Origin of the sequence: Methylomonas sp. ZR1, from assembly GCF_013141865.1 — a bacterium.
GTDB lineage: Bacteria > Pseudomonadota > Gammaproteobacteria > Methylococcales > Methylomonadaceae > Methylomonas.
This window is the reverse complement of the sequence record NZ_RCST01000001.1, coordinates 356,865-378,362: the sequence shown is the minus strand read 5'-3', so window position 1 is coordinate 378,362 and position 21,498 is coordinate 356,865. Positions and strand designations below refer to the sequence as shown.

The 21,498-nt window shown below is 51.7% G+C and carries 21 protein-coding genes; 11 read left to right on the top strand and 10 right to left on the bottom strand.

Annotated features, from left to right (window positions below; translation table 11 throughout):
• Nucleotides 1-26 precede the first annotated feature (26 nt).
• From DDY07_RS01700 to DDY07_RS01690, 3 genes are all read right to left on the bottom strand, one after another.
• Complete coding sequence (locus DDY07_RS01700; RefSeq protein ID WP_033158909.1) at nt 27-596, bottom strand: hypothetical protein; 570 nt, start codon at nt 594-596, stop codon at nt 27-29.
• A gap of 85 nt (nt 597-681) precedes the next feature.
• The gene (locus DDY07_RS01695; RefSeq protein ID WP_171694566.1) at nt 682-1,038 is read right to left on the bottom strand and encodes a hypothetical protein; all 357 of its coding nucleotides are present in this window, start codon (nt 1,036-1,038) and stop codon (nt 682-684) included.
• 219 nt (nt 1,039-1,257) lie between these two features.
• The gene (locus tag DDY07_RS01690) at nt 1,258-1,446 is read right to left on the bottom strand and encodes a hypothetical protein (RefSeq protein ID WP_171694565.1); all 189 of its coding nucleotides are present in this window, start codon (nt 1,444-1,446) and stop codon (nt 1,258-1,260) included.
• A 365-nt stretch (nt 1,447-1,811) separates the two neighbouring features.
• Here DDY07_RS01690 and DDY07_RS23800 point away from each other — a divergent pair, with 365 nt between their 5' ends.
• From DDY07_RS23800 to DDY07_RS01660, 6 genes are all read left to right on the top strand, one after another.
• Complete coding sequence (locus tag DDY07_RS23800; protein ID WP_216614693.1) at nt 1,812-3,608, top strand: hypothetical protein; 1,797 nt, start codon at nt 1,812-1,814, stop codon at nt 3,606-3,608.
• A 393-nt stretch (nt 3,609-4,001) separates the two neighbouring features.
• Nucleotides 4,002-4,433 carry an urease accessory protein UreE gene (ureE, locus tag DDY07_RS01680; RefSeq protein ID WP_171694564.1) on the top strand — a complete coding sequence of 144 codons (432 nt, stop codon included), beginning with the start codon at nt 4,002-4,004 and terminating at the stop codon, nt 4,431-4,433.
• On the top strand, nt 4,423-5,097 hold the full coding sequence (locus DDY07_RS01675) for an urease accessory protein UreF (RefSeq protein ID WP_033158904.1): 675 nt from the start codon (nt 4,423-4,425) through the stop codon (nt 5,095-5,097). The genes ureE and DDY07_RS01675 overlap by 11 nt, the downstream gene beginning before the upstream one ends.
• Nucleotides 5,098-5,502: 405 nt before the next feature.
• Nucleotides 5,503-6,120 carry an urease accessory protein UreG gene (ureG, locus tag DDY07_RS01670; protein WP_171694563.1) on the top strand — a complete coding sequence of 206 codons (618 nt, stop codon included), beginning with the start codon at nt 5,503-5,505 and terminating at the stop codon, nt 6,118-6,120.
• A gap of 71 nt (nt 6,121-6,191) precedes the next feature.
• Nucleotides 6,192-6,737 (top strand): glutathione peroxidase, encoded by a 546-nt coding sequence (locus DDY07_RS01665; protein ID WP_253734381.1) that lies wholly within the window; start codon nt 6,192-6,194, stop codon nt 6,735-6,737.
• A 61-nt stretch (nt 6,738-6,798) separates the two neighbouring features.
• A complete protein-coding gene (locus DDY07_RS01660) occupies nt 6,799-8,157 on the top strand; it encodes a DASH family cryptochrome (RefSeq protein ID WP_171694562.1) in 1,359 nt (452 codons plus the stop codon).
• A gap of 24 nt (nt 8,158-8,181) precedes the next feature.
• On the opposite strand, the gene DDY07_RS01655 is transcribed toward DDY07_RS01660, so the two are convergent.
• From DDY07_RS01655 to cysK, 3 genes are all read right to left on the bottom strand, one after another.
• The gene (locus DDY07_RS01655; RefSeq protein ID WP_171694561.1) at nt 8,182-8,598 is read right to left on the bottom strand and encodes a DUF6691 family protein; all 417 of its coding nucleotides are present in this window, start codon (nt 8,596-8,598) and stop codon (nt 8,182-8,184) included.
• Between the two features lie 13 nt (nt 8,599-8,611).
• Complete coding sequence (locus tag DDY07_RS01650) at nt 8,612-9,028, bottom strand: YeeE/YedE family protein (RefSeq protein WP_171694560.1); 417 nt, start codon at nt 9,026-9,028, stop codon at nt 8,612-8,614.
• 138 nt (nt 9,029-9,166) lie between these two features.
• Nucleotides 9,167-10,117, bottom strand: a complete 951-nt coding sequence (gene cysK, locus DDY07_RS01645; RefSeq protein ID WP_171694559.1) for a cysteine synthase A — start codon at nt 10,115-10,117, stop codon at nt 9,167-9,169.
• Nucleotides 10,118-10,305: 188 nt separating this feature from the next.
• Between cysK and pepA the strand changes: the two genes are divergently transcribed.
• Nucleotides 10,306-11,118 (top strand): flocculation-associated PEP-CTERM protein PepA, encoded by an 813-nt coding sequence (gene pepA, locus DDY07_RS01640; protein WP_171694558.1) that lies wholly within the window; start codon nt 10,306-10,308, stop codon nt 11,116-11,118.
• A gap of 80 nt (nt 11,119-11,198) precedes the next feature.
• Here pepA and holA read toward each other — a convergent pair whose 3' ends face one another.
• Genes holA through leuS form a run of 3 tightly spaced genes read right to left on the bottom strand, consistent with a single transcriptional unit; the run spans nt 11,199 to nt 15,329 of the window.
• The gene (gene holA / locus DDY07_RS01635) at nt 11,199-12,212 is read right to left on the bottom strand and encodes a DNA polymerase III subunit delta (RefSeq protein WP_171694557.1); all 1,014 of its coding nucleotides are present in this window, start codon (nt 12,210-12,212) and stop codon (nt 11,199-11,201) included.
• 2 nt (nt 12,213-12,214) lie between these two features.
• Complete coding sequence (gene lptE, locus DDY07_RS01630) at nt 12,215-12,718, bottom strand: LPS assembly lipoprotein LptE (protein ID WP_253734380.1); 504 nt, start codon at nt 12,716-12,718, stop codon at nt 12,215-12,217.
• 22 nt (nt 12,719-12,740) lie between these two features.
• Entirely contained in the window at nt 12,741-15,329 is a 2,589-nt protein-coding gene (gene leuS, locus DDY07_RS01625) for a leucine--tRNA ligase (protein WP_171694555.1), read from the bottom strand.
• A 91-nt stretch (nt 15,330-15,420) separates the two neighbouring features.
• On the opposite strand from leuS, the gene DDY07_RS01620 reads away from it, so the two are divergent.
• Both DDY07_RS01620 and DDY07_RS01615 read left to right on the top strand, forming a co-directional pair.
• On the top strand, nt 15,421-15,909 hold the full coding sequence (locus DDY07_RS01620) for a zinc ribbon-containing protein (protein ID WP_171694554.1): 489 nt from the start codon (nt 15,421-15,423) through the stop codon (nt 15,907-15,909).
• 58 nt (nt 15,910-15,967) lie between these two features.
• Nucleotides 15,968-16,741, top strand: coding sequence for a ParA family protein (locus tag DDY07_RS01615; protein WP_033157892.1), 774 nt, complete (start codon nt 15,968-15,970; stop codon nt 16,739-16,741).
• A 95-nt stretch (nt 16,742-16,836) separates the two neighbouring features.
• Here DDY07_RS01615 and phoU read toward each other — a convergent pair whose 3' ends face one another.
• The gene (phoU, locus tag DDY07_RS01610) at nt 16,837-17,565 is read right to left on the bottom strand and encodes a phosphate signaling complex protein PhoU (protein ID WP_171694553.1); all 729 of its coding nucleotides are present in this window, start codon (nt 17,563-17,565) and stop codon (nt 16,837-16,839) included.
• 290 nt (nt 17,566-17,855) lie between these two features.
• On the opposite strand from phoU, the gene DDY07_RS01605 reads away from it, so the two are divergent.
• On the top strand, nt 17,856-18,650 hold the full coding sequence (locus tag DDY07_RS01605) for a UDP-2,3-diacylglucosamine diphosphatase (protein WP_033157894.1): 795 nt from the start codon (nt 17,856-17,858) through the stop codon (nt 18,648-18,650).
• Between the two features lie 256 nt (nt 18,651-18,906).
• Nucleotides 18,907-21,435: an ExeM/NucH family extracellular endonuclease gene (locus DDY07_RS01600; RefSeq protein WP_171694552.1), complete on the top strand. Its 2,529-nt coding sequence runs from the start codon at nt 18,907-18,909 to the stop codon at nt 21,433-21,435.
• Nucleotides 21,436-21,498: the final 63 nt, after the last annotated feature.

Below are 21,498 nucleotides of genomic sequence, written 5' to 3'. Positions count from 1 at the left end.
ATGGCAGTGTTTGCCATCCGTTAAAACTAGGAACCTGGGATATGGTTTTTGTGCGGTAGAACCGGTTCGTCCGTGGTGGTTGCGCCGGCTTCGAGTGGCTGAGCCATGGCATTGATGATTTCCGGCGGAGCACCGGATTGCTTTAGGCTTTCGCGTAGCTCGGCGCTCAATTCCGCGTTGGTTCGTTCTGATACTGGCTCTTCAGGCTGAACGGGCGTGGCGGACTCTTGATCTTTCAGAGTCTGCTCCAATTGAGCGACCTGCTCTTCCGGTAAGTGGTTGGCTCGCATCGACGCAATCAAGTCGGCATTGGCTTCGCTACGCGCAACCTCATCTTCGGGAGACAAGCCATTAGCGAGCGCCTGCCGTTGCTGTTCGTGAGGGGGCAACCGAATTTCCTTAGAGACCGGGACGTTTGTCCGCGACATATCCAGCTTTCTGTTCGCGCCGACCGCGATAACAGGCGCGGAAACTGAAGCGGTATTCTCCGGCAGCGCCGCTGAATGGCTGTCGCCGCGACCGGGGAATTGCTGACCGGCAAAATATCCGCTCGCAAAAACGCTAGCCACACCCAGTATTGAGACAAGTTTGTTCATGATCTTGACCTAGGTTGATGTTACTCAGAGCGGAATCTCGGTCGGATGGGCCAGACCAAAGATTCCGCATGATCGGATGCCGCGATTAGTACTCGTACAGGTAGGATAAAGTACCCAAGTAGCGATAAGAGCCGGAGGTTGGGCAAGCAGCAGTGCCTGAGTCACCATACAAATAGTAAGTTTGATGGTTTTGCAGCGCCATTTTGGCCTGAATCAAAGCCTCTTTGTTATAGGTGACGAAATAGTTGGTATAGGCTGGCAGTACGTTGTGTTCCGGCACGGTGTAGATATAACCGTACGTCGTACCGTTAACGTTATATTCGTAAACACCGGTGACATTCACCCAGCCTGCGGAACAAGTCGCCGCATTGGCCGCACTGGCGCCAAACATGGAAGCAGCAATGACAGACAGCATTAGAAACAGATTTTTGATAGTTTTCATGACCTTCACCTTTTGTAAATTAAACACGAGAGTGGATGAGTTAACGCTGTACTTGCTTCTCGGGTAAAAAATTGGCCTACCTGAAAATTCAAGGGCAGCGTGTCCTTCGGCATTTACGCTGTGGTTTTACTGGCGGCGTAATTAGCGGGGACGGTGATAATTTAGGGAAACTGAAGGGCTTTCTCTGTTAACTTTCTGGCTGAAGAAGTGTGAGGTTTTTCACAGTTTTATGTGGATATAGCTTTGCTGGGTTTTGGGGTTTTGTGTCGCTATCGCGACGGGTTTGTTTGAAGTCGGGTCTCGGCCCGACGGCCGAGTAACTTTTCTTTGCTTGGCCAAAGAAAAGTCACCAAAAGAAAGGCCACCCGGAATTCCGCCTTTATCCTGCGCTTTACGAAAACCATCCATGGTTTTCGCCCTCCGGGCCAGCCTATCGGCTGTTCAAATTTGCTCCAGGCAAATTTGTCGCTTTTGGCGAGGGTTTTCGGAAGGGCCATCCCTGGCCCTCCGAAAACGAGCGGCATCCTTGCCGCTCCCCTGCGGGCTGATCTCGCCAAATACCCGCAGGGCACAAGAGCTGCGATGCTCGGGGCGGAATAACGGGAATGCTTCACTCCGAGGGTTATTGCGTGTAACAAAGGTGATTTGGTAGGCTGGGTTGGAACGATAGTGTAATCCCAGCGTTAAGCCTACATCGCTGGGTTTCGCGTTGCTCTACCCAGCCTACGAACCTGGGTAAAGATATTCCTTTTTGAAGTTCTAAGCCGAACCAATTGAAATACGCAAATATGAGACGTAGCTTATCTGAATTTGAACCTTTAAAACCAGCTGAGACCTCTTTACTAAAGAATAGTAAGTCAGGCACTCTAGCGGTCATTTCCGAATCTCGCCCTGAAAATCAAAATTTAGACAACACCATAAGAGCGGAATTTTTACGATTCATTGCATTAGGAGGCGACGAACATAACTATATTCACGAAAAAGGTTTATTCCTCAAGGGTGCTTGGATTGAGGGTGACGTTGATTTTGTTGGCACTAACCTCCCTCAAAGTTTGGGTTTGATCAATTGCCATATTGGCGAAGTTAACTTGCGTTATTGTCAAATTAAGGGTTTTCTTGGGCTTCAAGGTTGTTTCGTTGAAAGTATCGATGGCGATTCCCTTAGATGTTCAGGCGATATTTTCTTAAATGAAGGTTTTATATCCTCTGGTACAGTCAGGTTTTGCGATGCTCAAATTAATGGTTGTTTGGATTGTAAGAATGCCACTTTTTTTGGCAATTTTAATAACCAGGGTAATACTGAAGTACTGTCCTTAGCCTGTGAAAACGCCTCAATAGGTAATGTATTTCTGAATAACGAATTTTCGGCGCATGGCACTGTAAATCTAGCAGGTGTGCAAATCAGAGGAAATTTAATATGTGATGGCGGCAAATTCAATAGTATGTTTGGAGTTGCTTTGAATTGTAGAAGCGCAGCCGTCAAAGGGAATATTGAGCTAACGAATGGTTTAGAAGCACATGGGCAAGTCTGCTTATCAGGTTCAAAAATTGGTAATCTGAAATTGGATCGAATAAACCTAGAAAGTTTGATGGATAAGTATGCGTTTAGAGCAGAAAGCATGGAGGTTAATGGCATATTTTCGATTAGTAGACTAAATATAAAAAAGGGCTATGTTTCCCTAATGGGCTCAAGAGCAGCCTTATTGGAAGATGATTTGGATTCTTGGCCAAAAGGAAGTTTGCTGCTGGATGGATTTGTATATACAAAATTCGCAGGTAGCGCGCCGACATCGGCAGAGCATAGGCTTATTTGGTTACATAAACAAATTCCAGATCATCTTGGAACCAGTAACAAAGGAAAAGATTTTCGTCCTCAACCTTGGCGGCAATTACAAAAAGTATTGCTGGAAATGGGGCATAATGAGGATATGAAGAAAATTGGAATTTCTTTTGAAAAACATCGTCGCAAAGAGAAGTTGATAAGCTGTAATTCAAATTGGTTATATAAAAAAATCATTACTATATTTCATTGGCTTTATGGCTTTCTTATTGATTACGGGTACCGACCGTTAAGATTGTTAGCAATTAGTATTTGTGTCTGGATTTTTTGTGGCGGCTGTTATTTTTATTCTGCTTATCATGATGTATTTGCGCCAAGTAATCCTTCTATTTTTCAAAATGCAGATTACGATGTATGTAAATCTGATAATAAAAAAGCTATTTTTGAATTAGAAAAAACAGAGCTATCAAGAACCAGTTGTGTTGAACCGCCGCCTGTCCAGGGTGCTGGAAACTGGTATTTATGCTCTAAATTAAGAGCCGAATATACGACCTTTAGTCCATTTGCTTATTCTCTGGACGTTATTTTGCCTTTTGTAGATTTACAACAAGAGAGTGATTGGGCACCGATGACTCCAACCCCAGATACTTTGCCAATGCGCGAATTTTTTTCATTTGATGAAAAACATGGAATTCGTTTTTTAATTTGGGTTGAAATTTTATATGGGTGGATTGCTAGCCTATTAATGGTAGCGGTGGTTTCTGGCTCGATTAAAAATAAGATGGATTAAGAAGTTAATTTTTCCAAAAATTCCCTGAAACTTGTGGGTAGGTTTTCGTCCCGTTATTCCGCCCAGAGCATCGCAGCTTTTGGTGAGATCAGCCCGATAGGGGAGCGGCAAGGATGCCGCTCGTTTTCGGAGGGGCTGGGAAGCCCCTTCCGAAAACCCTCGGCAAAAGCGAGACGCGCAGGAAATTGGCGGAATGTCGGGTGGCCTTTTCTTTGGATACTTTCTTTTGGCCAAGCAAAAGAAAGTATCTCGGCTGTCGGGCCGAGACCCGACATTAAAAACAACCGTCGCGGCAGCGACACAAACCCAATGAAAGCTAGAGCTTTCGAGACATCGTTCCCAAGCTCGAGCTTGGGAACCAGCGTGACAAGCAAAATCTAACCAAACCAAACAATGCTAAAACTCACCGAAACCACCCAAACCGAAGAAACCCCAGACGACACCCTCACCCTCCCCTTCGAGGCCCGGCAGAAATCCCGGCAACCCGCCACCACCCAAGGTGGTATTCAAGTCGGCGTGTTCCTGCCAAGGGGCCAAACCCTGAGACACGGCGCAATCCTCACCAACGGCCAGGGTTTCAAGGTACGAATCAACGCCGCGCCGGAACCACTGTCGGTAGTGAAATGCGCCGATCCGTTGCTGTTTGCCCGCGCTTGTTATCACTTGGGCAATCGTCACGTAGCCTTGCAAATCCTGCCCGGCGAATTGCGGTTTTTGACCGACTATGTACTGGATCAAATGCTGATCGGATTGGGTTTAGCCGTCGAGCACGACACCCTGCCGTTCGAGCCGGAAGCCGGCGCTTACCATAGTCATGGTCACTAATTTAAGCCTGCTGCGGCTGCTGCAACTGGTCAGCCCCAGTTTGCCGATTGGGATGTACAGCTATTCACAGGGTCTGGAGACTGCGGTGCACGACGGCTGGGTAACCAATGCCGAGCAAACCGGCGATTGGCTGCGTGGTTTATTGCACAACGGTTTAGGCAAGGTCGACGCACCGTTGTTGGCGCGGCTGTACGACGCTTGGCAGACTAATGACATCGAGGCTGTCACGCATTGGGGTCAAACCCTAACCGCTTACCGCGAAACTGCCGAATTGCGCGCCGAAGACAGGCAAACCGGGCAGGCCCTGGCGCGCTTGTTGGTCAAGTTAGAGATGCCGGAAGCGCAGATTTGGCAAAAACGGCCCGATGCTACGTTGGCGACCTTGTTTGCGTTGGCGGCGACACGCTGGCAAATCGATAAAGCCGATGCGATAGCCGGTTATTTATGGGGCTGGCTGGAAAACCAGGTGTTGGGCGCGATTAAATTGGTACCACTGGGCCAGGTGGCCGGGCAGCAGTTGTTACAAGGTCTGGCCGCCGAGTTGCCGGGCTTGGTCGAGAGCGCATCGCAATTGAAAGACGATGAGATCGGCGGCAGTTGTTTTGGTTTGGCCTTGGCCAGCAGCCGGCACGAAATCCAGTATTCACGGCTGTTTCGGTCGTGAAACTCCCGCTGCTCGATTTAACGATTACCTAGGTCACATTTGCCGCGAGACCAGTTACGTGACATTAAAAATATTCCGCAATTGTCAGGGAGCGCTATGCGTACCCTGACCTACTCACTGCTTTGTTATGAACATAAAAACTGGAACGTGAGGCAAGATTGAATCTGGCGATGAAACTGGTGCGTTCATCAAGATTATTGACGATAGTCAAAACACAGGTGGTTTCATAATTGTCACCTCGAGTTCACCTGAATTGAAGAATGGCTTTGACAATTGGGTTAAAGACAAAAACACGCTTGACCAATATTTCCAGGAATCAGGATGGGTCATCACATGGTTCTGATGAATGCGCCAATTAACTTAATTCTAAAAAAGTAGATTTTATTAATATTTGAGAGGAAAGCCATGAACGACAAACAAATTTTAAGAGTAGGCATCGGCGGCCCGGTCGGCTCCGGCAAGACAGCGCTGGTGGATGCCTTGTGCAAGAGGATGCGCGACGATTACCAAATCGGCGTGGTCACCAACGATATTTACACCCGCGAGGACCAGCAGTTTTTGATTCGCAGTCAGGCGTTGCCGGAAGAACGGATTCTGGGCGTGGAAACCGGCGGCTGCCCGCATACCGCCATCCGCGAAGATGCCTCGATGAACTTGGCTGCGGTTGATGATTTGATCGAGCGCTGGCCTGAGCTGGATTTCGTGATGGTGGAAAGCGGCGGCGACAATCTCAGCGCCACCTTCAGCCCGGAATTGGCCGATCTGACCATTTACGTGATCGATGTCTCCGCCGGCGACAAGATTCCGCGCAAGGGCGGCCCCGGCATCACCCGTTCGGATTTGCTGGTCATTAACAAAATCGATCTGGCGCCGTATGTCGGCGCCTCGCTGGAAGTGATGGACCGCGACGCGAAAAAGATGCGCGGCGAGCGGCCGTTCGTATTTACCAACATCAAAACCGGCAATGGCTTGGATGCGGTCGCTGACTTTATTGTCAAGCAAGGCATGCTGCATACGCATTGAAGGTAGGACTAAGCCAAGGTTGACTTTTAGCCAGCACTGGTATGCTCCAGGATAATGGATCAGGAGGGAAAATGATGAAAACCGCCTTTTTAATCGCTAACTTATGGGCTTGCTCGGTATCGGTAGCCGGAGCCGAGCCTTGCCCGGAATTGCTGAATTACAAGATGACTAAGCTTCGCTCCAGCGAGCAAATCGATTTTTGCCAGGCGTTTCAAGGCAAGGTGATCCTAGCCGTCAACACCGCCAGCAACTGCGGCTACACCCCGCAATTCAAGGGTCTGGAAGCCTTGTATCAAAAATATAAGGATCAGGGCTTGGTGGTGGTCGGTTTCCCTTCCAACGATTTTAATCAGGAGTTCGCGGAAGCGGAAAAAACCGCCAACGTCTGCTACATCAATTACGGCGTCACGTTCCCTATGCTGGAGAAAAGTCAGGTGAAAGGCGTGGCGGCGAACGGCTTTTTCCAAAAATTAAGCAACGCCACCGGTCAGGCGCCGGCTTGGAATTTTCATAAATATTTGATCGACCGCAGCGGCCACAGCGTAGCGGCCTTTCCCAGTGATGTGACGCCGGAACAGCTGGATTCGAAGATCAGCGCCTTGCTCTCAGCCAAATAGTGATGTAGACCTCAACTACCACCGGCGGCATGCCGGCATTTTTTATCAGGACGAGACGGCAATGCGCAGAATTGGACTTTACTGGTTCGGCAACGATTTGCGGGTGCATGATAACGCCAACCTGCAACAAGCCAGCGCGGTCGTCGACCAGTTACTTTGCGTATATTGTCTGGACCCTGCCTGGTTGGCGCCCAATCCATACGGGATGGCTAATTTGTCGGCACAGCGTTGGCGGTTTTTAAAAGAAGCCTTGCAGGATCTGGATAGAAATCTCCAGCAAGTCGGGCAACACTTACTGGTTTGTTACGACGCGCCGGTCGCGGCCATCAGCACGCTAGTCGCCAAGCATGGCGTATCGGTGATTTATCGCAGCCGCCATGCTGGTTTTCAGGAGCGGCAACAATGGCAGGCATTGAAAAGGCTTTTGCCGGGCCTGCGTTTTGTCGAATCCGACACGCAAACACTGCTCAACCTGAAGGATTTGCCGTTTGCCCAATTGCCGCAGGCCTTCACCCCATTCAAGGATAGCGTCGCGCGGTTGCCGGTCGATCATCCCTTACCGCCGCCCGATGCTCTGCCGCCCAGCCCAGAATCAAAATCGGATTGGTTATTGAATTTTCCGGTGTATTTACCGGCCTCTTCGGCGCTTGATCCTGATATGGCGTTTCATGGCGGCGAATCAGGCGGCAAAAAACAACTTAAAGCGTATTTCCTTAGCAACTACCCCAGCCGTTACAAGGACCTGCGTAACGAACTGGACGGCTGGGAAAATTCCAGTAAGTTTTCGCCTTGGCTTGCCCATGGCAATCTGTCGGTACGAAAAATCTATTCCAGTTTACAACGCTACGAAGCAGAGAATGGCGCGAATGAATCGACCTATTGGCTGTATTTTGAATTACTCTGGCGAGAGTATTTTCAATGGTACGCCCACCAGCACGGCAAGCGGCTGTTTGCGTTTCGCGGTATCAAACCACGCAAACCTTTAACCTGCTTTTATTCGGAACGCTTTCAAAAATGGTGTAACGGTTACACGCCCTATCCATTAGTAAACGCCTGCATGAAACAACTCAACGCCACCGGTTATATGTCCAATCGCGGCCGGCAAATCGTCGCCAGTTGTTTGGTCAATGAATTGGCGGTGGACTGGCGATTTGGCGCGGCTTATTTCGAACAGCAGTTGCTGGATTACGACGTGGCCAGCAACTGGGGAAATTGGCAATACCTAGCCGGGGTGGGCGCCGACCCACGCGGCCAGCGGCATTTTGATCTGGAGAAACAAACCCGACTGTATGATCCAGACGGCAAGTTTATCCGCAAGTGGCAGGCTGAACTCCGCAATTTGCCCTTGGATTCGGTGGATGCGGCCGATTGGCCGGTGGACCCGGCTAACGCGAAATTGGCATCAACCTTAACGGCTTAACCCCTGCCTTATCGGAATAGTTTCTTAGCGTTGATGCAACAAGCGAAATAGCCAAAATCCGGTAAACATCGCCATAACAAAAGCATAATTACCCAACACGCCGGCAGTTAGTCCTAACAAAGCCGGCCCCGGACAAAAACCGGACAAGCCCCAACCGACGCCGAATATCGCCGCACCAACAATTAGTCTGGCATCAACACCCGCCGGTACAACAGCGGAAGGCTCTTGCTCGCGATCGGCTGCGTCGTTATTGCGATGCATCAAATAGCGCGCTAGCCCCAGCGTCAGCAAGGCACTAGCCATTACCAAGGCCAAACTCGGATCCCACGCTCCGGCCACATCCAGAAAAGCCAAAACTTTGGCCGGATTGCTCATGCCGGCGACAATCAAGCCCAGCCCAAACAACAGGCCGTATGCGAATAAATAAACGGTATTTTTCATAGCGGATTCCGGTTTAGAGCAAGTGACGAACGATAAATACCGTGATACCGGCAGTCAGCATGAAGGTCAGCGTCGCCACGATGGAACGCACGGACAAGCGCGCTATGCCGCAAACCCCATGGCCGCTGGTGCAACCGCCGCCCAGCCGGGTACCGTAACCGACCAACAGGCCGGCAACGGCCAGCAAGACAGGAGAAGCATCCAAATTCAGCGCAATGCTGGCACCGCTCAGGCGATACAGCGGCGCGCTGGCCAACAAGCCGGCCAGAAACCAAAACCGCCATGCGCCGCCCGCGCGCCAAGGTAGTAACAGGCCAGCCGCGATGCCGGAAATCCCGGCGGTATGTTTATGGGTAAACAACAGGAAGGCCGCCGATAGCCCTATCATCGTTCCACCAGCCAGTGCGGATAATATCGTCAAATAATTCATGTATAGGTTTTGCCAAAAATCAGTTATTGAATCAGAATCCTGACTTTCAAGCCAGGTTTACCGGACTATTGCCGCGTTAACCCCCAGCAGCTCCTGCTTTTTGTAAATTACCGACTTTTCCCATCCGTTGCCGGCCGTTTATTCACCGAACAAAGCCGAACTCAAATAGCGCTCGCCGGAATCCGGCAGCACGGCCACAATGACCTTACCGGCATGTTCCGGACGCTTGGCCAGACGCACCGCAACCGCAAGCGCCGCACCGCTGGAAATACCGGCCATAATCCCTTCTTCCTTGGCAAGGCGTCGTGCGTAGGCGATGGCTTCGTCGTCGTCCACCGGCTCGATCAGGTCTATCAAAGACAAGTCCAAATTTTGCGGCACGAAGCCGGCGCCTATGCCTTGAATCCGATGCGCGGCGGCTTGCAGGGGCAGACCGGCGCGAGTCTGGCTCAATACCGGGCTGCCGGCCGGTTCGACCGCGACGCTGAGCACCGGCTGACCACAATGGTTTTTCAGATAGCGCGACACACCGGTAATCGTACCGCCGGTGCCGACGCCGGCTACGAATATATCGACCTGACCGCCGCTATCGCGCCAAATTTCGGGGCCGGTGGTTTGTTCGTGTATCGCCGGATTGGCCGGGTTTTTAAACTGTTCCAGCAATAGATAATGCTCAGGGTCGGCTGCGGCAATCGCCTCGGCCTGCTCCACCGCCGCGCGCATACCGAGCGCGCCATCGGTCAGCCGCAGGTTCGCGCCATACGCCAACAACAACGTGCGGCGCTCCTGGCTCATATTGTCCGGCATCGTCAATGTGATAGGGATGCCACGCGCGGCGGCCACCGCAGCCAACGCAATACCGGAATTACCGCTGGTGGCTTCCAGTAAAGTCTTGCCCGGCGTTAATAGGCCTTGACGCTCCGCAGCCCAGACCATCGCCGCACCGACCCGACATTTCACCGAATAAGACGGATTACGGCCTTCAATTTTCACCAGCAAGGTCGCGTTCAATCCTTGGCTAATATGATTGATCCGTACTAAAGGCGTCCGGCCTATCGATTGGGAATTATCTGCGTACCAAGCGGGCATCAAGGGTTTCCTGTAGGATAAGGGGTTTACTTTGCATGAAAAAAATGATCCGGGCTATTGTGACGGATTCTAAAATCATTCGCTGAAGCCCCTCCCTGTAATAGAATCGTTATTTGAATTGACTACCAAAAACAGGTATATACTTTTCCCGGGGGAAGGTGTTTTTTATTTTTTGAGGTGGTACAAACATGAATATTTTCACAAATCGATTAAAACAGACCCTGCTTCTGGCCGCGGGATTAAGCGTGGTAACTCCTGTTTCAATGGCTAGCACATGGGCCGGAACGGCAAATTATACGGCCGCACCTGGTGCCACTGGCGACGAAGCGATAGTAGGTCCGTTTGACACTTACGATTTCGGCTCAGGCGTTACCTTGGTGCAATTTACCAGCGCATCCACCTTTACTGCTTATTTCCAAACTATGGTGGATGGACACTTCCTGAACAACGCCGGCATCAACGTTCCGGAATTGAATATCTCCGGCGCGGGCTCGGGTTTTGAATTGACTGTGGCTGCAACCCTAAATGGCAGCTACAGTAATTTCTCCGGTTTCCAGTCCTTCAGCTTCACTGGCGGAGCTGTCAACCTGTATTTTGACACCACACCCGATTACAGCTTTACGGGCGATAGCGGCTTCAATAACGGTGCTGCCATTTTATCCGGCACCGTAACCGGCGGTTCCGGGGTCATATCGCCAGCAGGCATAGGCGCCGAGCAGTTGGATTTAAATTTTTCCGGTATTTTTGGTAGTTACGACTCCAACGTCTACGCCCCTGGCATAACCGGCGGCCATTCAGTTTTTTCGATAAACTTGAACAATTCATCTTTACTGTCGGGAATCAATAGCGTTTTGGGCCAAAACACAAACACTGGGGTACTTGCTGCCGTAGATGGCTCTATCCAATTGACATCCGTACCGGTACCTGCTGCTGCGTGGCTATTTGGCACTGGTCTGATCGGCTTAATGACTGCCGGCAAACGTAAAAATTTCGCTGCTTAAGCTCTAAATCTAAAGCATTTCGACTTCGTCGCCCAAGCCATGATAGCGGCTGGGGCGACGAAGTCATTCTGGACCGGATTCTAAAGCTGTAATCCTTTCGAAAACAACAAACAAATCCTAAACAAGCCCTCCCATTCGTCGCCGTTAATCTGGCCTTTGATTTGGCAATCCACGTTGGCGCTGGCTTGCAAAATACCCTGTAGTTCCTTGCTCTTCAACCGCTGCAAGGCCTCATGCACCAACTGCTTTCGCTTATCCCATATCTGATATTTTTTGTAGAGAACGTCTGGGTTACTGCCGCGTTTCAATTCAGTTTTGATACTAACCAGGGTTCGGGCTTCGCGGCTGATAGCCCACAACACCACCGGCGCTGCGACGCCTTCCGCTTTGAGCCCGGCAAGAATTTTAACGGATCGATTCACCTTGCCCGCCAACAAAGCATCCATCAACTTAAACACGTCGAACCTAGCGCTGTCAGCCACATCGCCCTCAACCATGGCTTTGTTGATACGGTTAGCCCCGTGCAAGATATATAGTTTTTCAAGCTCCTGAGCCGCGGCCAGCAAGTTGCCTTCGACTCGCACGGCCAGGCTTTTCAACGCCTCCGCGTCAAGATGCATGCCCTTACGTTCCGCGCGGCGCTGCAACCAGTGCAACAACTCCGGCCCTTGTAATGGCCAGACCTGCACGGTGGTCGCAATTTTATCCAAGGTCTGAAACCATTGCGACTTCTGCGCCGCACTATCCAGTTTGCCGGACGTGATCAGCAATACGGTATCTTCGGGCGGACGCTGACAATACGCGCTTAGGGCTTTGCCGCCTTCTAACCCAGGCTTACCGGAAGGCATACGTAAATCGATGAGTTTTTTGTCGGAAAAGATAGAAAGGGATTCGGCTTCGAGCGTCAATTGCGGCCACTCGTTACCGGTATCGATGGCAATCACTTCGCGGGTGGCATAGCCTGCAGTGCGAGCCGCACGCCGAATGTCGTCGGCCGCTTCACCAAGCTGTAAAGGCTCATCACCGCTCACCAGATAAACCGGCGCCAGCTCTTTTTGCAAGGCGGCGTTTAACTGGTCAAGCTTCAGACGCATACTTATTTTTTCTGCGTATCGACGGCTATCCTGGCTCTGGCCAATATCATCCGCGCCACTTGTTTATAGATTTCGTTGCGAATCAATTGTTCTTCGTTGCCTTTCGCCAGTACCGCCGTTTGGTCGTTGAAAAACTCCCGGGAAATTTCGATCACTTGCTCGTCCATCAGCGCATTTTCCTTGCTGTCGAAAAATTGAAAGCGCAGATAATATTCCAGCTCGGACTCACTGGATTTACCGGTTGAACCGATGGTCAGTACCCGGTTACGCATGTCTTCCCTAAGCACCTTGACCACCACGCCGGCATCATTGGGAGAACCCACTATTTTACCTTTCGAGGCTTTCATGATGGATTGCAGTTCACCCTGTAAAGGCACGGACGCACCAAACACATACATGTTTTTCAGCACTTCCGGCATCTCTATCGAACCGCGCAGATGGTATCCGCAGCCAAGCAGCAGCGCCAAAGTTCCAAACAAAACCATTCGGCTCAAGTGATTCATCATCTGCTTCTCGAAAACCCAGTGTTTAAACAACGATATTCACCAGTTTCTGCGGTACGACAATCAGCTTTTTCACCGGCTTACCTTCCAGATAACGCTGCACATTGTCGTCGGCCAAGGCCAAGGCTTCGACCTGCTCCTTGGAGGCCGTCGCCGCAACGGATAATTTACCGCGCAGTTTACCGTTTACTTGCACGACCATCTCGATGGCGTCCTGCTGCAAGGCGGCTTCGTCGATCAGTGGCCAAGCGGCAAGCACGATGTCATCGTTATGCCCCAACTCATTCCACAACGCTTGAGCCGCGTGCGGAATAATCGGCGCCAGCATCAAGACGATGGCTTCCAGCACTTCCTGACGGATTGCCCTGCCATTGGCACTATCGTCTTCGAATTTATTCAGCGCGTTGACCAGCTCCATGTTGGCCGCAATCGCGGTATTAAAGGTATGGCGACGGGCCATGTCGTCGCTGACTTTTTGCAACGCCTGATGCAGCTGGCGGCGCAACACTTTTTGATCATCGCTCAAGGCCGCCTTGTCCAGCGCTTGCTGAGGCAATCCGGCTTCGACATGCAAATAGACTTGCCGCCACAAACGTTTCAGGAAGCGGAAAGCCCCTTCCACGCCGGCATCGTTCCATTCCAGCGACTGGTCGGGCGGCGAGGTAAACATAGTGTACAAACGCACCGTATCCGCGCCGTATTTATCAATCAAGACCTGCGGATCAACGCCATTGTTTTTCGACTTCGACATCTTCTCCACGGCGCCGACGGTGACCGGCGAACCGTCTTCCAGCAATTTGGCGCCTATGATTTTGCCTTTGACATCGCGTTCGACATCGATTTGGGTCAGATTGAAATAGCGCTTGTGGCCGTGATCGTCGATTTGATAGAAGGTTTCGGCAATCACCATACCTTGCGTCAACAAGTTCTTGAACGGCTCGTCGCAGGCCACTAAGCCTTCGTCGCGCAACAATTTGGTGAAAAAACGCGCATACAGCAAATGCAAGATTGCGTGCTCGATGCCGCCGATATAATGATCGACCGGCAACCAGTAATTGGCGCACTGATCCAGCATCGCAGTGTCGCAATCCTGGCTGGCGTAACGGGCGAAATACCAGGATGATTCCATGAAGGTGTCGAAGGTATCAGTCTCGCGCCGCGCCGGTTTGCCGCATTTTGGACAAGTGGTATGCGGGAAGCTTGGATGTGCAGCCAGCGGCGATTGCGAGCCGTCCAGCACCACATCGCGCGGCAAGGTCACCGGCAATTGCTCGTCGGGCACCGGCACTGTGCCACAGTCGTCGCAATAAATCACCGGAATCGGCGCGCCCCAATAACGCTGACGAGATACGCCCCAATCGCGCAATCTAAAGTTGGTTTTGCGTTCGCCCTTGCCGATACCGGCTAGTTTAGTGGCGATCGCGTCGAAGGCTTGCTTGAAATTCAAGCCGTCAAATTCGCCTGAGTTTTTCAATACGCCTTTATCGGTAAAAGCTTTTTCCGCAACGCTGTCGTCATAGCCATCCGCGGCGGCAATCACTTCCTTGATGGCAATGCCATATCGCTTAGCGAATTCGTAATCGCGCTGATCGTGTGCAGGAACCGACATGACCGCGCCCGTGCCGTAACTCATCAATACGAAGTTGGCGATCCACACCGGTACGGATTCCCCGGTCAAAGGATGAATGGCGTGGAAACCGGAAGCGATACCACGTTTTTCCATGGTTTCCATCGCCGCTTCGGAAGTTTCCATCTGCTTGCAGGATTCGATGAATGCTGCGATGTCGGCATTGGCTTGGGCAGCTTTCAAGGCCAAGGGATGTTCGGCAGCGACGGCGACATAGGTCACACCCATCACGGTGTCGGGGCGGGTGGTATAGATACGAATCGGCGCGTCAAAACCATCGACGGCAAAATCCATCTCCACGCCTTCGGAACGGCCGATCCAGTTGGCTTGCATGGTACGGACCTGCTCCGGCCAGCCGGGCAGTTTATCCAGCGAGGTCAGCAGCTCGTCGGCATAGGCGGTGATTTTTAAAAACCACTGCGAGATTTCCTTTTTCTCGACCAAGGTATCGCAGCGCCAGCAGCAGCCGTCGATGACTTGTTCGTTGGCCAGCACGGTTTGGTCGTGCGGACACCAGTTGACCGGCGCGGTTTTTTTATAAACCAGACCTTTTTCCAGCAAGCGGATGAAAAACCATTGTTCCCAACGGTAATAACTCGGATCGCAAGTCGCCAGTTCGCGGCTCCAGTCGTAACCAAAACCCAGCCGTTTCAACTGGTCACGCATGTAATCGATATTCGAATAGGTCCAGTCGGCCGGGTGCACCTTGTTTTGCATAGCCGCATTCTCGGCCGGCAAACCAAAGGCGTCCCACCCCATCGGTTGCAACACATGCTTGCCCTGCATCCTTTGAAAACGGCTGATCACGTCGCCTATCGTGTAGTTGCGGACGTGGCCCATGTGCAGCTTGCCGCTGGGATAAGGAAACATCGACAGGCAATAGTATTTTTCTTTGCCGGTGTCTTCAGAAGCAGTAAACACCCCGGATTTTTCCCAGTCGGCCTGTACTTTTTGCTCTATTTCCGACGGCTTGTAATGCTCTTCCATCCTATTCGTCTTTTGCTGTAAAAAGGCGCTAGAATACCTTAGAGACGCTTAAAGCTAAAGCGTGAAAATTAAAACAACACAAGGAGCAGCCATGGGCGAAAACAAACTGATCAAAGCATATGACGATCTGATGGGCCATCTTTACGAGGCCCTGGACGACACCTTGCACTCTGTTGCCGACGCATTGGAAATAGCCAAGGAAAAAACCAGCGCGCTGGGCGGCCACACGCAAGAAGAAATCAATAAAATCGCCGATTACGTGATGCGCGACGTCGAACACATCGCCACGGCGTCGTCGCAACAAGACGAAAACAATTCGTTGTCCGAATGGTTGAAGTTTGACATCGATTTGATCGAAAACTTTGCCCTGGATGCCTTCATGGACATTGCCGACAAAACCAAGGTCAAGCTGGCCGCGTTGGAGATGGAAGCCAAGCTCTATCATCCTTATAAAAGCGGCGAGGTAGCCGGCCCCGGCACTTTTGTCTGCGATGCCTGCGGCAAACAAATCGCCTTCAAATCCACCAGCGTGATACCGGCCTGCCCGGAATGCAAGGGCGACAGTTTCTCGCGCGTTTGATATTGCAGGCTTTAACCTTATAATGCGGGCTTTTATTTTTTAGCAATCGAGGGCGATTATGCGCAGGGTGATCTTCAATCAGAAAGGCGGCGTGGGTAAATCTACCATTACCTGTAACCTGGCAGCCATCAGCGCCGTAGAGGGTAAAAAAACCCTGGTGATCGATCTCGATGTGCAAGGCAACTCCACCCAGTATTTGTTGGGCAATAAGGTGGCCGATTCAGACAAGACCATTGCCCATTTTTTCAAAGACAGTCTAGGCCTGGGCCTGTTCGGCGGCGGGAAGGAAGGTCTGGACGGCTTAATTCATGAAACCCCTTTCCCTAACCTTTTCGTGCTGCCATCCCATAGCGATTTGGAAGGTTTGCAAAGCCGGTTGGAATCGCGGCATAAAATCTACAAATTAAAAGAAGCGTTGGAAAAACTGGAAGGCTTCGAGCAAATCTATATCGACACCCCACCGATTCTGAATTTTTATAGCCTGTCGGCTTTGATCGCCGCCGAAAAATGCCTGATTCCGTTCGACTGCGACACCTTCGCTCGTGAAGCCCTGTACACACTGATGCGCGCCATCGCCGAAGTCAAAGCCGATCATAACGACAGACTGGAAGTGGAAGGCGTCATCGTCAACCAATATCAAAAGCAGGCCAACCTGCCGCGGCAGTTGGTGGAAGACCTGATCGCCGAGGGTTTGCCAGTCCTGGAGACCAAAATCTCCACCTCGGTGAAAGTCCGCGAATCGCACAGCGATGCCCAGCCCTTGATTCACTACGCGCCAACCCACAAATTGACCGAAGAATACCGGGCATTGCATTTGGAAATCCACAAATAACGGTTTGGCATTTACCCACATTAAAAAGCCGGCAATGCCGGCTTCTTTGTTTTTAAATGACGGCAAACACCGAAGAGGCAGCCGCGCGCAAATGCTTAACCAGCAAGACTAGCCTGAGTCGCCAGCCCACCATGCCGCACATCGATACCGTCCAACATAAAAATGGCGTGCTCGGCAATGTTCCGGCAATGCTCGCCGCAACGCTCCATGGCTTTCATCATTTGCATCACATCCAAGGCTCTGCGAATCATTCGGGCGTCGTGCAATACCAAAGTCAATTGGTGCTTGATACCCTCCTGCAATTCCGACTCGCAATCCCTATCGCATTCCAACAAGGCGTATGCCTGCTTGGTATCCCGACTTTCGAAAACCACCATCAACTTGTCCAAAATCAGCTTGATTAAACCGCCGATTTTCACGATGTCAGCCAACAGCTTTTGATTGGGGTCGCTGGTGTTCGGGTCGAACAACACCGTAATCAGTTTGGCGAACTCGACAATCTCAACACCGATTTTTTCCAGCTCTACGGCGATTTTCGACGTCGATAACACATAGCGCAGATCGTTTGCCACCGGACTATGCCGGGCAATGATGTTCAATACCTCGCCGTCAATCTTGCTTTCGAAGTGCTTGACCTTCTTATGCCGTGATACGACTTTTTGCGCCAGTTCGGCATCGCCGTAGTCCAGCGCCTGCATCGCCTGTTCCAGTTGGTAAACCAAAAGGTCTGTCATATCCAGCATCAAACTATGCATATGCCCTAAATCGGTGTCATACGCATGCAAGGTATGCACATTATTGGGAGTGTCTGTTTGCTTCGTCATCGGCAGTTCTCTTGCTTGTTTGGCCAGGGTCTCGGTAATAAGCAAACCTTAGAACAAGCAGATTACAGGAATGTGACACAACCCGATAGACACGCAAAACCCGGCGCGTTAGCCATTGTTTTTAAACAATATATTTATAGAGCCGACGATCTAAAGTCTGCACAAAACGCCAAAAATAATCCGTTGCCCGCATTACTCGGCAAAGAAGCGACAAGCCTGCTCTGTCATGCTGCTGTCATAAATGCAGACAAGAATAGCCCTCGTCCGATACCAATATTTGGCGTTTGCTTATGAATACCTCTTTCTATCGCACCATCTGGATTTCCGACCTGCACATTGGCTCGACCCAATGCCAGGCCGATGCCCTGCTGGATTTTTTAAAACATAACGACAGCGAAAAACTCTATCTGGTCGGCGACATCATCGACTTTTGGGCCTTGTCCAAAAAAATGTACTGGCCGCGTGATCACAACACCATCATTCAAAAAATCCTGCGTAAAGCCCGACACGGCACGCAAATTATCTACGTCCCCGGCAACCACGACGAAAACGTCCGCGATTACGACGATTACGTGTTCGGCGACATCGTCGTCAAAAACTCGGATATTCACACCACGGTAAACGGCAAACGCTTCCTGATCGTCCACGGCGACGAATACGACACCATCGCCAAACATCACCAATGGTTGGCAAAAATCGGCAGCCTGGGTTACGACTGGCTGATCGAAATCAACCGCTTCCTGCGCTTGTTCAGACGCCTATTCGGCAGGCAATCGCATTTCTCCTTGGCGGCGTTTGTGAAATTCAAAGTCAAGAATGTGGTGCAATTTATCTCCGATTACGAAGAAAGCATTGTCCGCACCCTGAAAAACGAAGGCCTGGACGGCGTGATTTGCGGACATATACATCACGCCGAAATCAAGGAAATAGAAGGCTTCTTATACGTCAATACCGGCGATTTCGTGGAAAGCTGCACGGCCATTGTCGAACATCAAGACGGCAGACTGGAATTAATCCGCTGGCTGGCCCAGGAAGCGCCACAATTGACGCAGCAGCACGATGGAGAATTGCCGCATCCTGGCTAACTCCAAACCTTGCCGGAATCGGCCTACTTAGCTTTGTATTACATGTCACAAAAACTTCGCCAAACCGTCACGGTATCTTAACCCTCCCGCAAGCGTAATCCCGGAAAATGTGAGCGGGCTTGCAGAATTTTGGGAAGTTACCCAATGACGCGCTCGTCGCCTTTACCCCTTAGGCCGGCGAGTGCGTCTCTCTGCGAGTCAGCTCAGGCTCATCCAAGCCTGCTTACTGATTTTTAAGCACAGAGACCATCCGATCATGATCGCAAAGCACATCCGCAGCTACCCGCTGCTGGCCGCAGTGAGCGCCCTCAGCTGCTTCGGCAACGCCCAGGCCGCCACGCCGGTGTTTATTAACGAAATTCATTACGACAACATCGGCTCCGATAGCGGTGAGGCCATCGAAATCGCCGGCCCGGCCGGTACCAACCTCAGCGGTTGGTCGCTGGTACTTTACAACGGCAACGGTGGCGCCAGCTATAACAGCAAAGCCTTAAGCGGCGTGATTGCCGACCAAACCGGCACCGGATTCGGCACCCTGAGTTTCAGCTACCCGGCTGATGGCATACAAAACGGTGGGCCAGACGGCATTGCCTTAGTCAACGGCAGCACAGTGGTGCAGTTTTTAAGTTACGAACCCTCACCTTTTACCGCGGTGGGTGGTCCGGCTAACGGCATGACCAGCGTGGACATTGGTGTAGCGGAAACTAACTCAACTCCCGTCGGCCAATCCTTGCAACTGAAAGGCACCGGCAACAGCTACGAAAACTTTACCTGGAACGCCCCAGCCACAAATTCATTTGGCGCGGTCAACAACGGCCAAAACTTCGGCGGCGTCACCCCACCGCCGCCACCGGTTTCCCAATGCGGCCAAGCGGCAACCCTAATCAGCGCCATCCAAGGCAGCAGCGGCGTCAGTCCGTTGAGCGGCAGCGTGCAACATGTTGAAGCCGTGGTCAGCGCCGACTTCCAAGGCAGCGGCAACTTGAATGGTTTTTTTGTACAGCAAGTCGATGGCGCCGACACCAATCCGGCGACTTCCGAAGGCTTGTTCGTCGCCTCCAGCTTGCCGGTCAATGTCGGCGATAAAGTCCACATCGTCGGCACCGTCACCGAAACCTTCAATATGACCCGCCTGGAAAACGTCAGCTCAGTGGACATTTGCGCCACCGGTAACGCCTTACCGACAGCGGTTGAAGTGAATTTACCCTTCGACAACGCCGACAATAACGCTGAACGCAGGGAAGGTATGTTGATCCATCTGCCGCAAACCCTGACAGTCAGCGAAAACTTCAATCTGGGCCGATTCGGCGAGTTTTTACTCTCCTCCGGAGGCCGCTTATTGACACCCACCCAAGTCGCCACTCCCGGCCAAGCGGCTATCGATGCTGCGGCGCAAAATGGCTTGAATCAGCTGACCGTAGACGATGGCTCCAACATCCAAAATCCCGACCCGGTGATTTACCCACAGCCGACCGGCTTGAGCGCGGCCACACCATTGCGCAGCGGCGACTCGGTCGTTGGCGCTACCGGCGTGTTGGCTTACGATTTTGGCGTGTACCGCCTGCAACCGACTCAACCGCTAACCTTTGTCGCCGACAATTCCCGAGGCCCGGTTCCGGCCCTGTCCGCCTTGGGCTCATTGAAAGTCGCCAGCTTCAACGTGTTGAATTACTTCAACGGTAACGGTGTCGGCGGCGGCTTCCCAACCGCTCGCGGCGCTAATACCCTGGTCGAATTCAACCGCCAGCGCGACAAAATCATTCCGGCCATCCATGCCTTAAATGCCGATGTGGTAGGTTTGATGGAAATTGAAAACGACGGCTACGGCAGCAGCAGCGCCATCGCCGATCTGGTGAATGGTTTGAATCAACTGGCCGGCGCCGGCACGTATGCCTATATGAATCCGGGCTTGAGCAAAGTCGGCACCGATGAGATCGCGGTTGGCATCATCTACAAACCGGCTAAAACCACGCCGGTCGGCGCGGTGGCAATATTGGATTCTTCGGTAAACCCCTTATTTATCGACGCCAAAAACCGCCCTGCCCTGGCCCAAACTTTCTTGGATAAGGCTTCCAACAAGTTGCTGACCGTGGCCGTCAACCATCTTAAATCCAAAGGTTCGGCTTGCGACGATGTGAATGATCCCGACACCGGCGACGGCCAAGGCAATTGCAACCAAACCCGCACCAATGCCGCGCAAGCCTTGGCCACCTGGTTGGCTGGCGATCCTACCCACAACGGCGCCAACAATGCCCTGATCATCGGCGACCTGAACAGCTATGCCCAGGAAGACCCGATCACAGCCTTGAAAAACGCCGGTTACCAGAACCTGCTGGAAACTTTCGTCGGCAATCAGGCCGCTTACAGTTACGTATTCGATGGCGCGGCCGGTTATCTGGATCATGGCCTAGCGAATGCCGCACTCGCGCCGCAAGTTAAAAGTGCCGGCGAATGGCACATCAACGCCGACGAGCCACGCTCTCTGGATTACAACACCGAGTTCAAAACAGCCAATCAATTAAGCAGCTTCTACGCGGCCGATGCTTATCGCTCATCGGATCACGATCCGCTGTTGATCAAGTTGTTCGTACCGGGTGATTTGGATAACGACGGCGATGTCGATGGTAGCGATGCCAATTTGATCAAGGCTCAAATCGGTAAATGCAGCGGCAAAGTGGGTTTTAACCGGGAAGCGGATTATGACGCGACTGGTTGCGTCAGCATGGCTGACTACCGGACTTGGTATGGCTATTTCAATTACTACACGGCGATCAGCAAGCCGTAACGGCCGCGAACATTGCCGATTAATTTTTATTTGTTAAAGAAGGTTTTATGAAAAATATGACAT

What these genes read in the sequence shown, in the direction of transcription:
- DDY07_RS01605 (WP_033157894.1), top strand. Translation starts at nt 17,856, where the DNA reads ATGAATACCTCTTTCTATCGCACCATCTGGATTTCCGACCTGCACATT.
- pepA (WP_171694558.1), top strand. Translation starts at nt 10,306, where the DNA reads ATGAATATTTTCACAAATCGATTAAAACAGACCCTGCTTCTGGCCGCG.
- DDY07_RS01665 (WP_253734381.1), top strand. Translation starts at nt 6,192, where the DNA reads ATGATGAAAACCGCCTTTTTAATCGCTAACTTATGGGCTTGCTCGGTA.
- DDY07_RS01690 (WP_171694565.1), bottom strand. Translation starts at nt 1,446, where the DNA reads ATGGATGGTTTTCGTAAAGCGCAGGATAAAGGCGGAATTCCGGGTGGC.
- DDY07_RS01650 (WP_171694560.1), bottom strand. Translation starts at nt 9,028, where the DNA reads ATGAATTATTTGACGATATTATCCGCACTGGCTGGTGGAACGATGATA.
- DDY07_RS01675 (WP_033158904.1), top strand. Translation starts at nt 4,423, where the DNA reads ATGGTCACTAATTTAAGCCTGCTGCGGCTGCTGCAACTGGTCAGCCCC.
- ureG (WP_171694563.1), top strand. Translation starts at nt 5,503, where the DNA reads ATGAACGACAAACAAATTTTAAGAGTAGGCATCGGCGGCCCGGTCGGC.
- cysK (WP_171694559.1), bottom strand. Translation starts at nt 10,117, where the DNA reads ATGCCCGCTTGGTACGCAGATAATTCCCAATCGATAGGCCGGACGCCT.
- DDY07_RS01695 (WP_171694566.1), bottom strand. Translation starts at nt 1,038, where the DNA reads ATGAAAACTATCAAAAATCTGTTTCTAATGCTGTCTGTCATTGCTGCT.
- lptE (WP_253734380.1), bottom strand. Translation starts at nt 12,718, where the DNA reads ATGATGAATCACTTGAGCCGAATGGTTTTGTTTGGAACTTTGGCGCTG.
- DDY07_RS01615 (WP_033157892.1), top strand. Translation starts at nt 15,968, where the DNA reads ATGCGCAGGGTGATCTTCAATCAGAAAGGCGGCGTGGGTAAATCTACC.
- DDY07_RS01600 (WP_171694552.1), top strand. Translation starts at nt 18,907, where the DNA reads ATGATCGCAAAGCACATCCGCAGCTACCCGCTGCTGGCCGCAGTGAGC.
- DDY07_RS01655 (WP_171694561.1), bottom strand. Translation starts at nt 8,598, where the DNA reads ATGAAAAATACCGTTTATTTATTCGCATACGGCCTGTTGTTTGGGCTG.
- DDY07_RS01620 (WP_171694554.1), top strand. Translation starts at nt 15,421, where the DNA reads ATGGGCGAAAACAAACTGATCAAAGCATATGACGATCTGATGGGCCAT.
- DDY07_RS01660 (WP_171694562.1), top strand. Translation starts at nt 6,799, where the DNA reads ATGCGCAGAATTGGACTTTACTGGTTCGGCAACGATTTGCGGGTGCAT.
- leuS (WP_171694555.1), bottom strand. Translation starts at nt 15,329, where the DNA reads ATGGAAGAGCATTACAAGCCGTCGGAAATAGAGCAAAAAGTACAGGCC.
- holA (WP_171694557.1), bottom strand. Translation starts at nt 12,212, where the DNA reads ATGCGTCTGAAGCTTGACCAGTTAAACGCCGCCTTGCAAAAAGAGCTG.
- phoU (WP_171694553.1), bottom strand. Translation starts at nt 17,565, where the DNA reads ATGACGAAGCAAACAGACACTCCCAATAATGTGCATACCTTGCATGCG.
- ureE (WP_171694564.1), top strand. Translation starts at nt 4,002, where the DNA reads ATGCTAAAACTCACCGAAACCACCCAAACCGAAGAAACCCCAGACGAC.
- DDY07_RS01700 (WP_033158909.1), bottom strand. Translation starts at nt 596, where the DNA reads ATGAACAAACTTGTCTCAATACTGGGTGTGGCTAGCGTTTTTGCGAGC.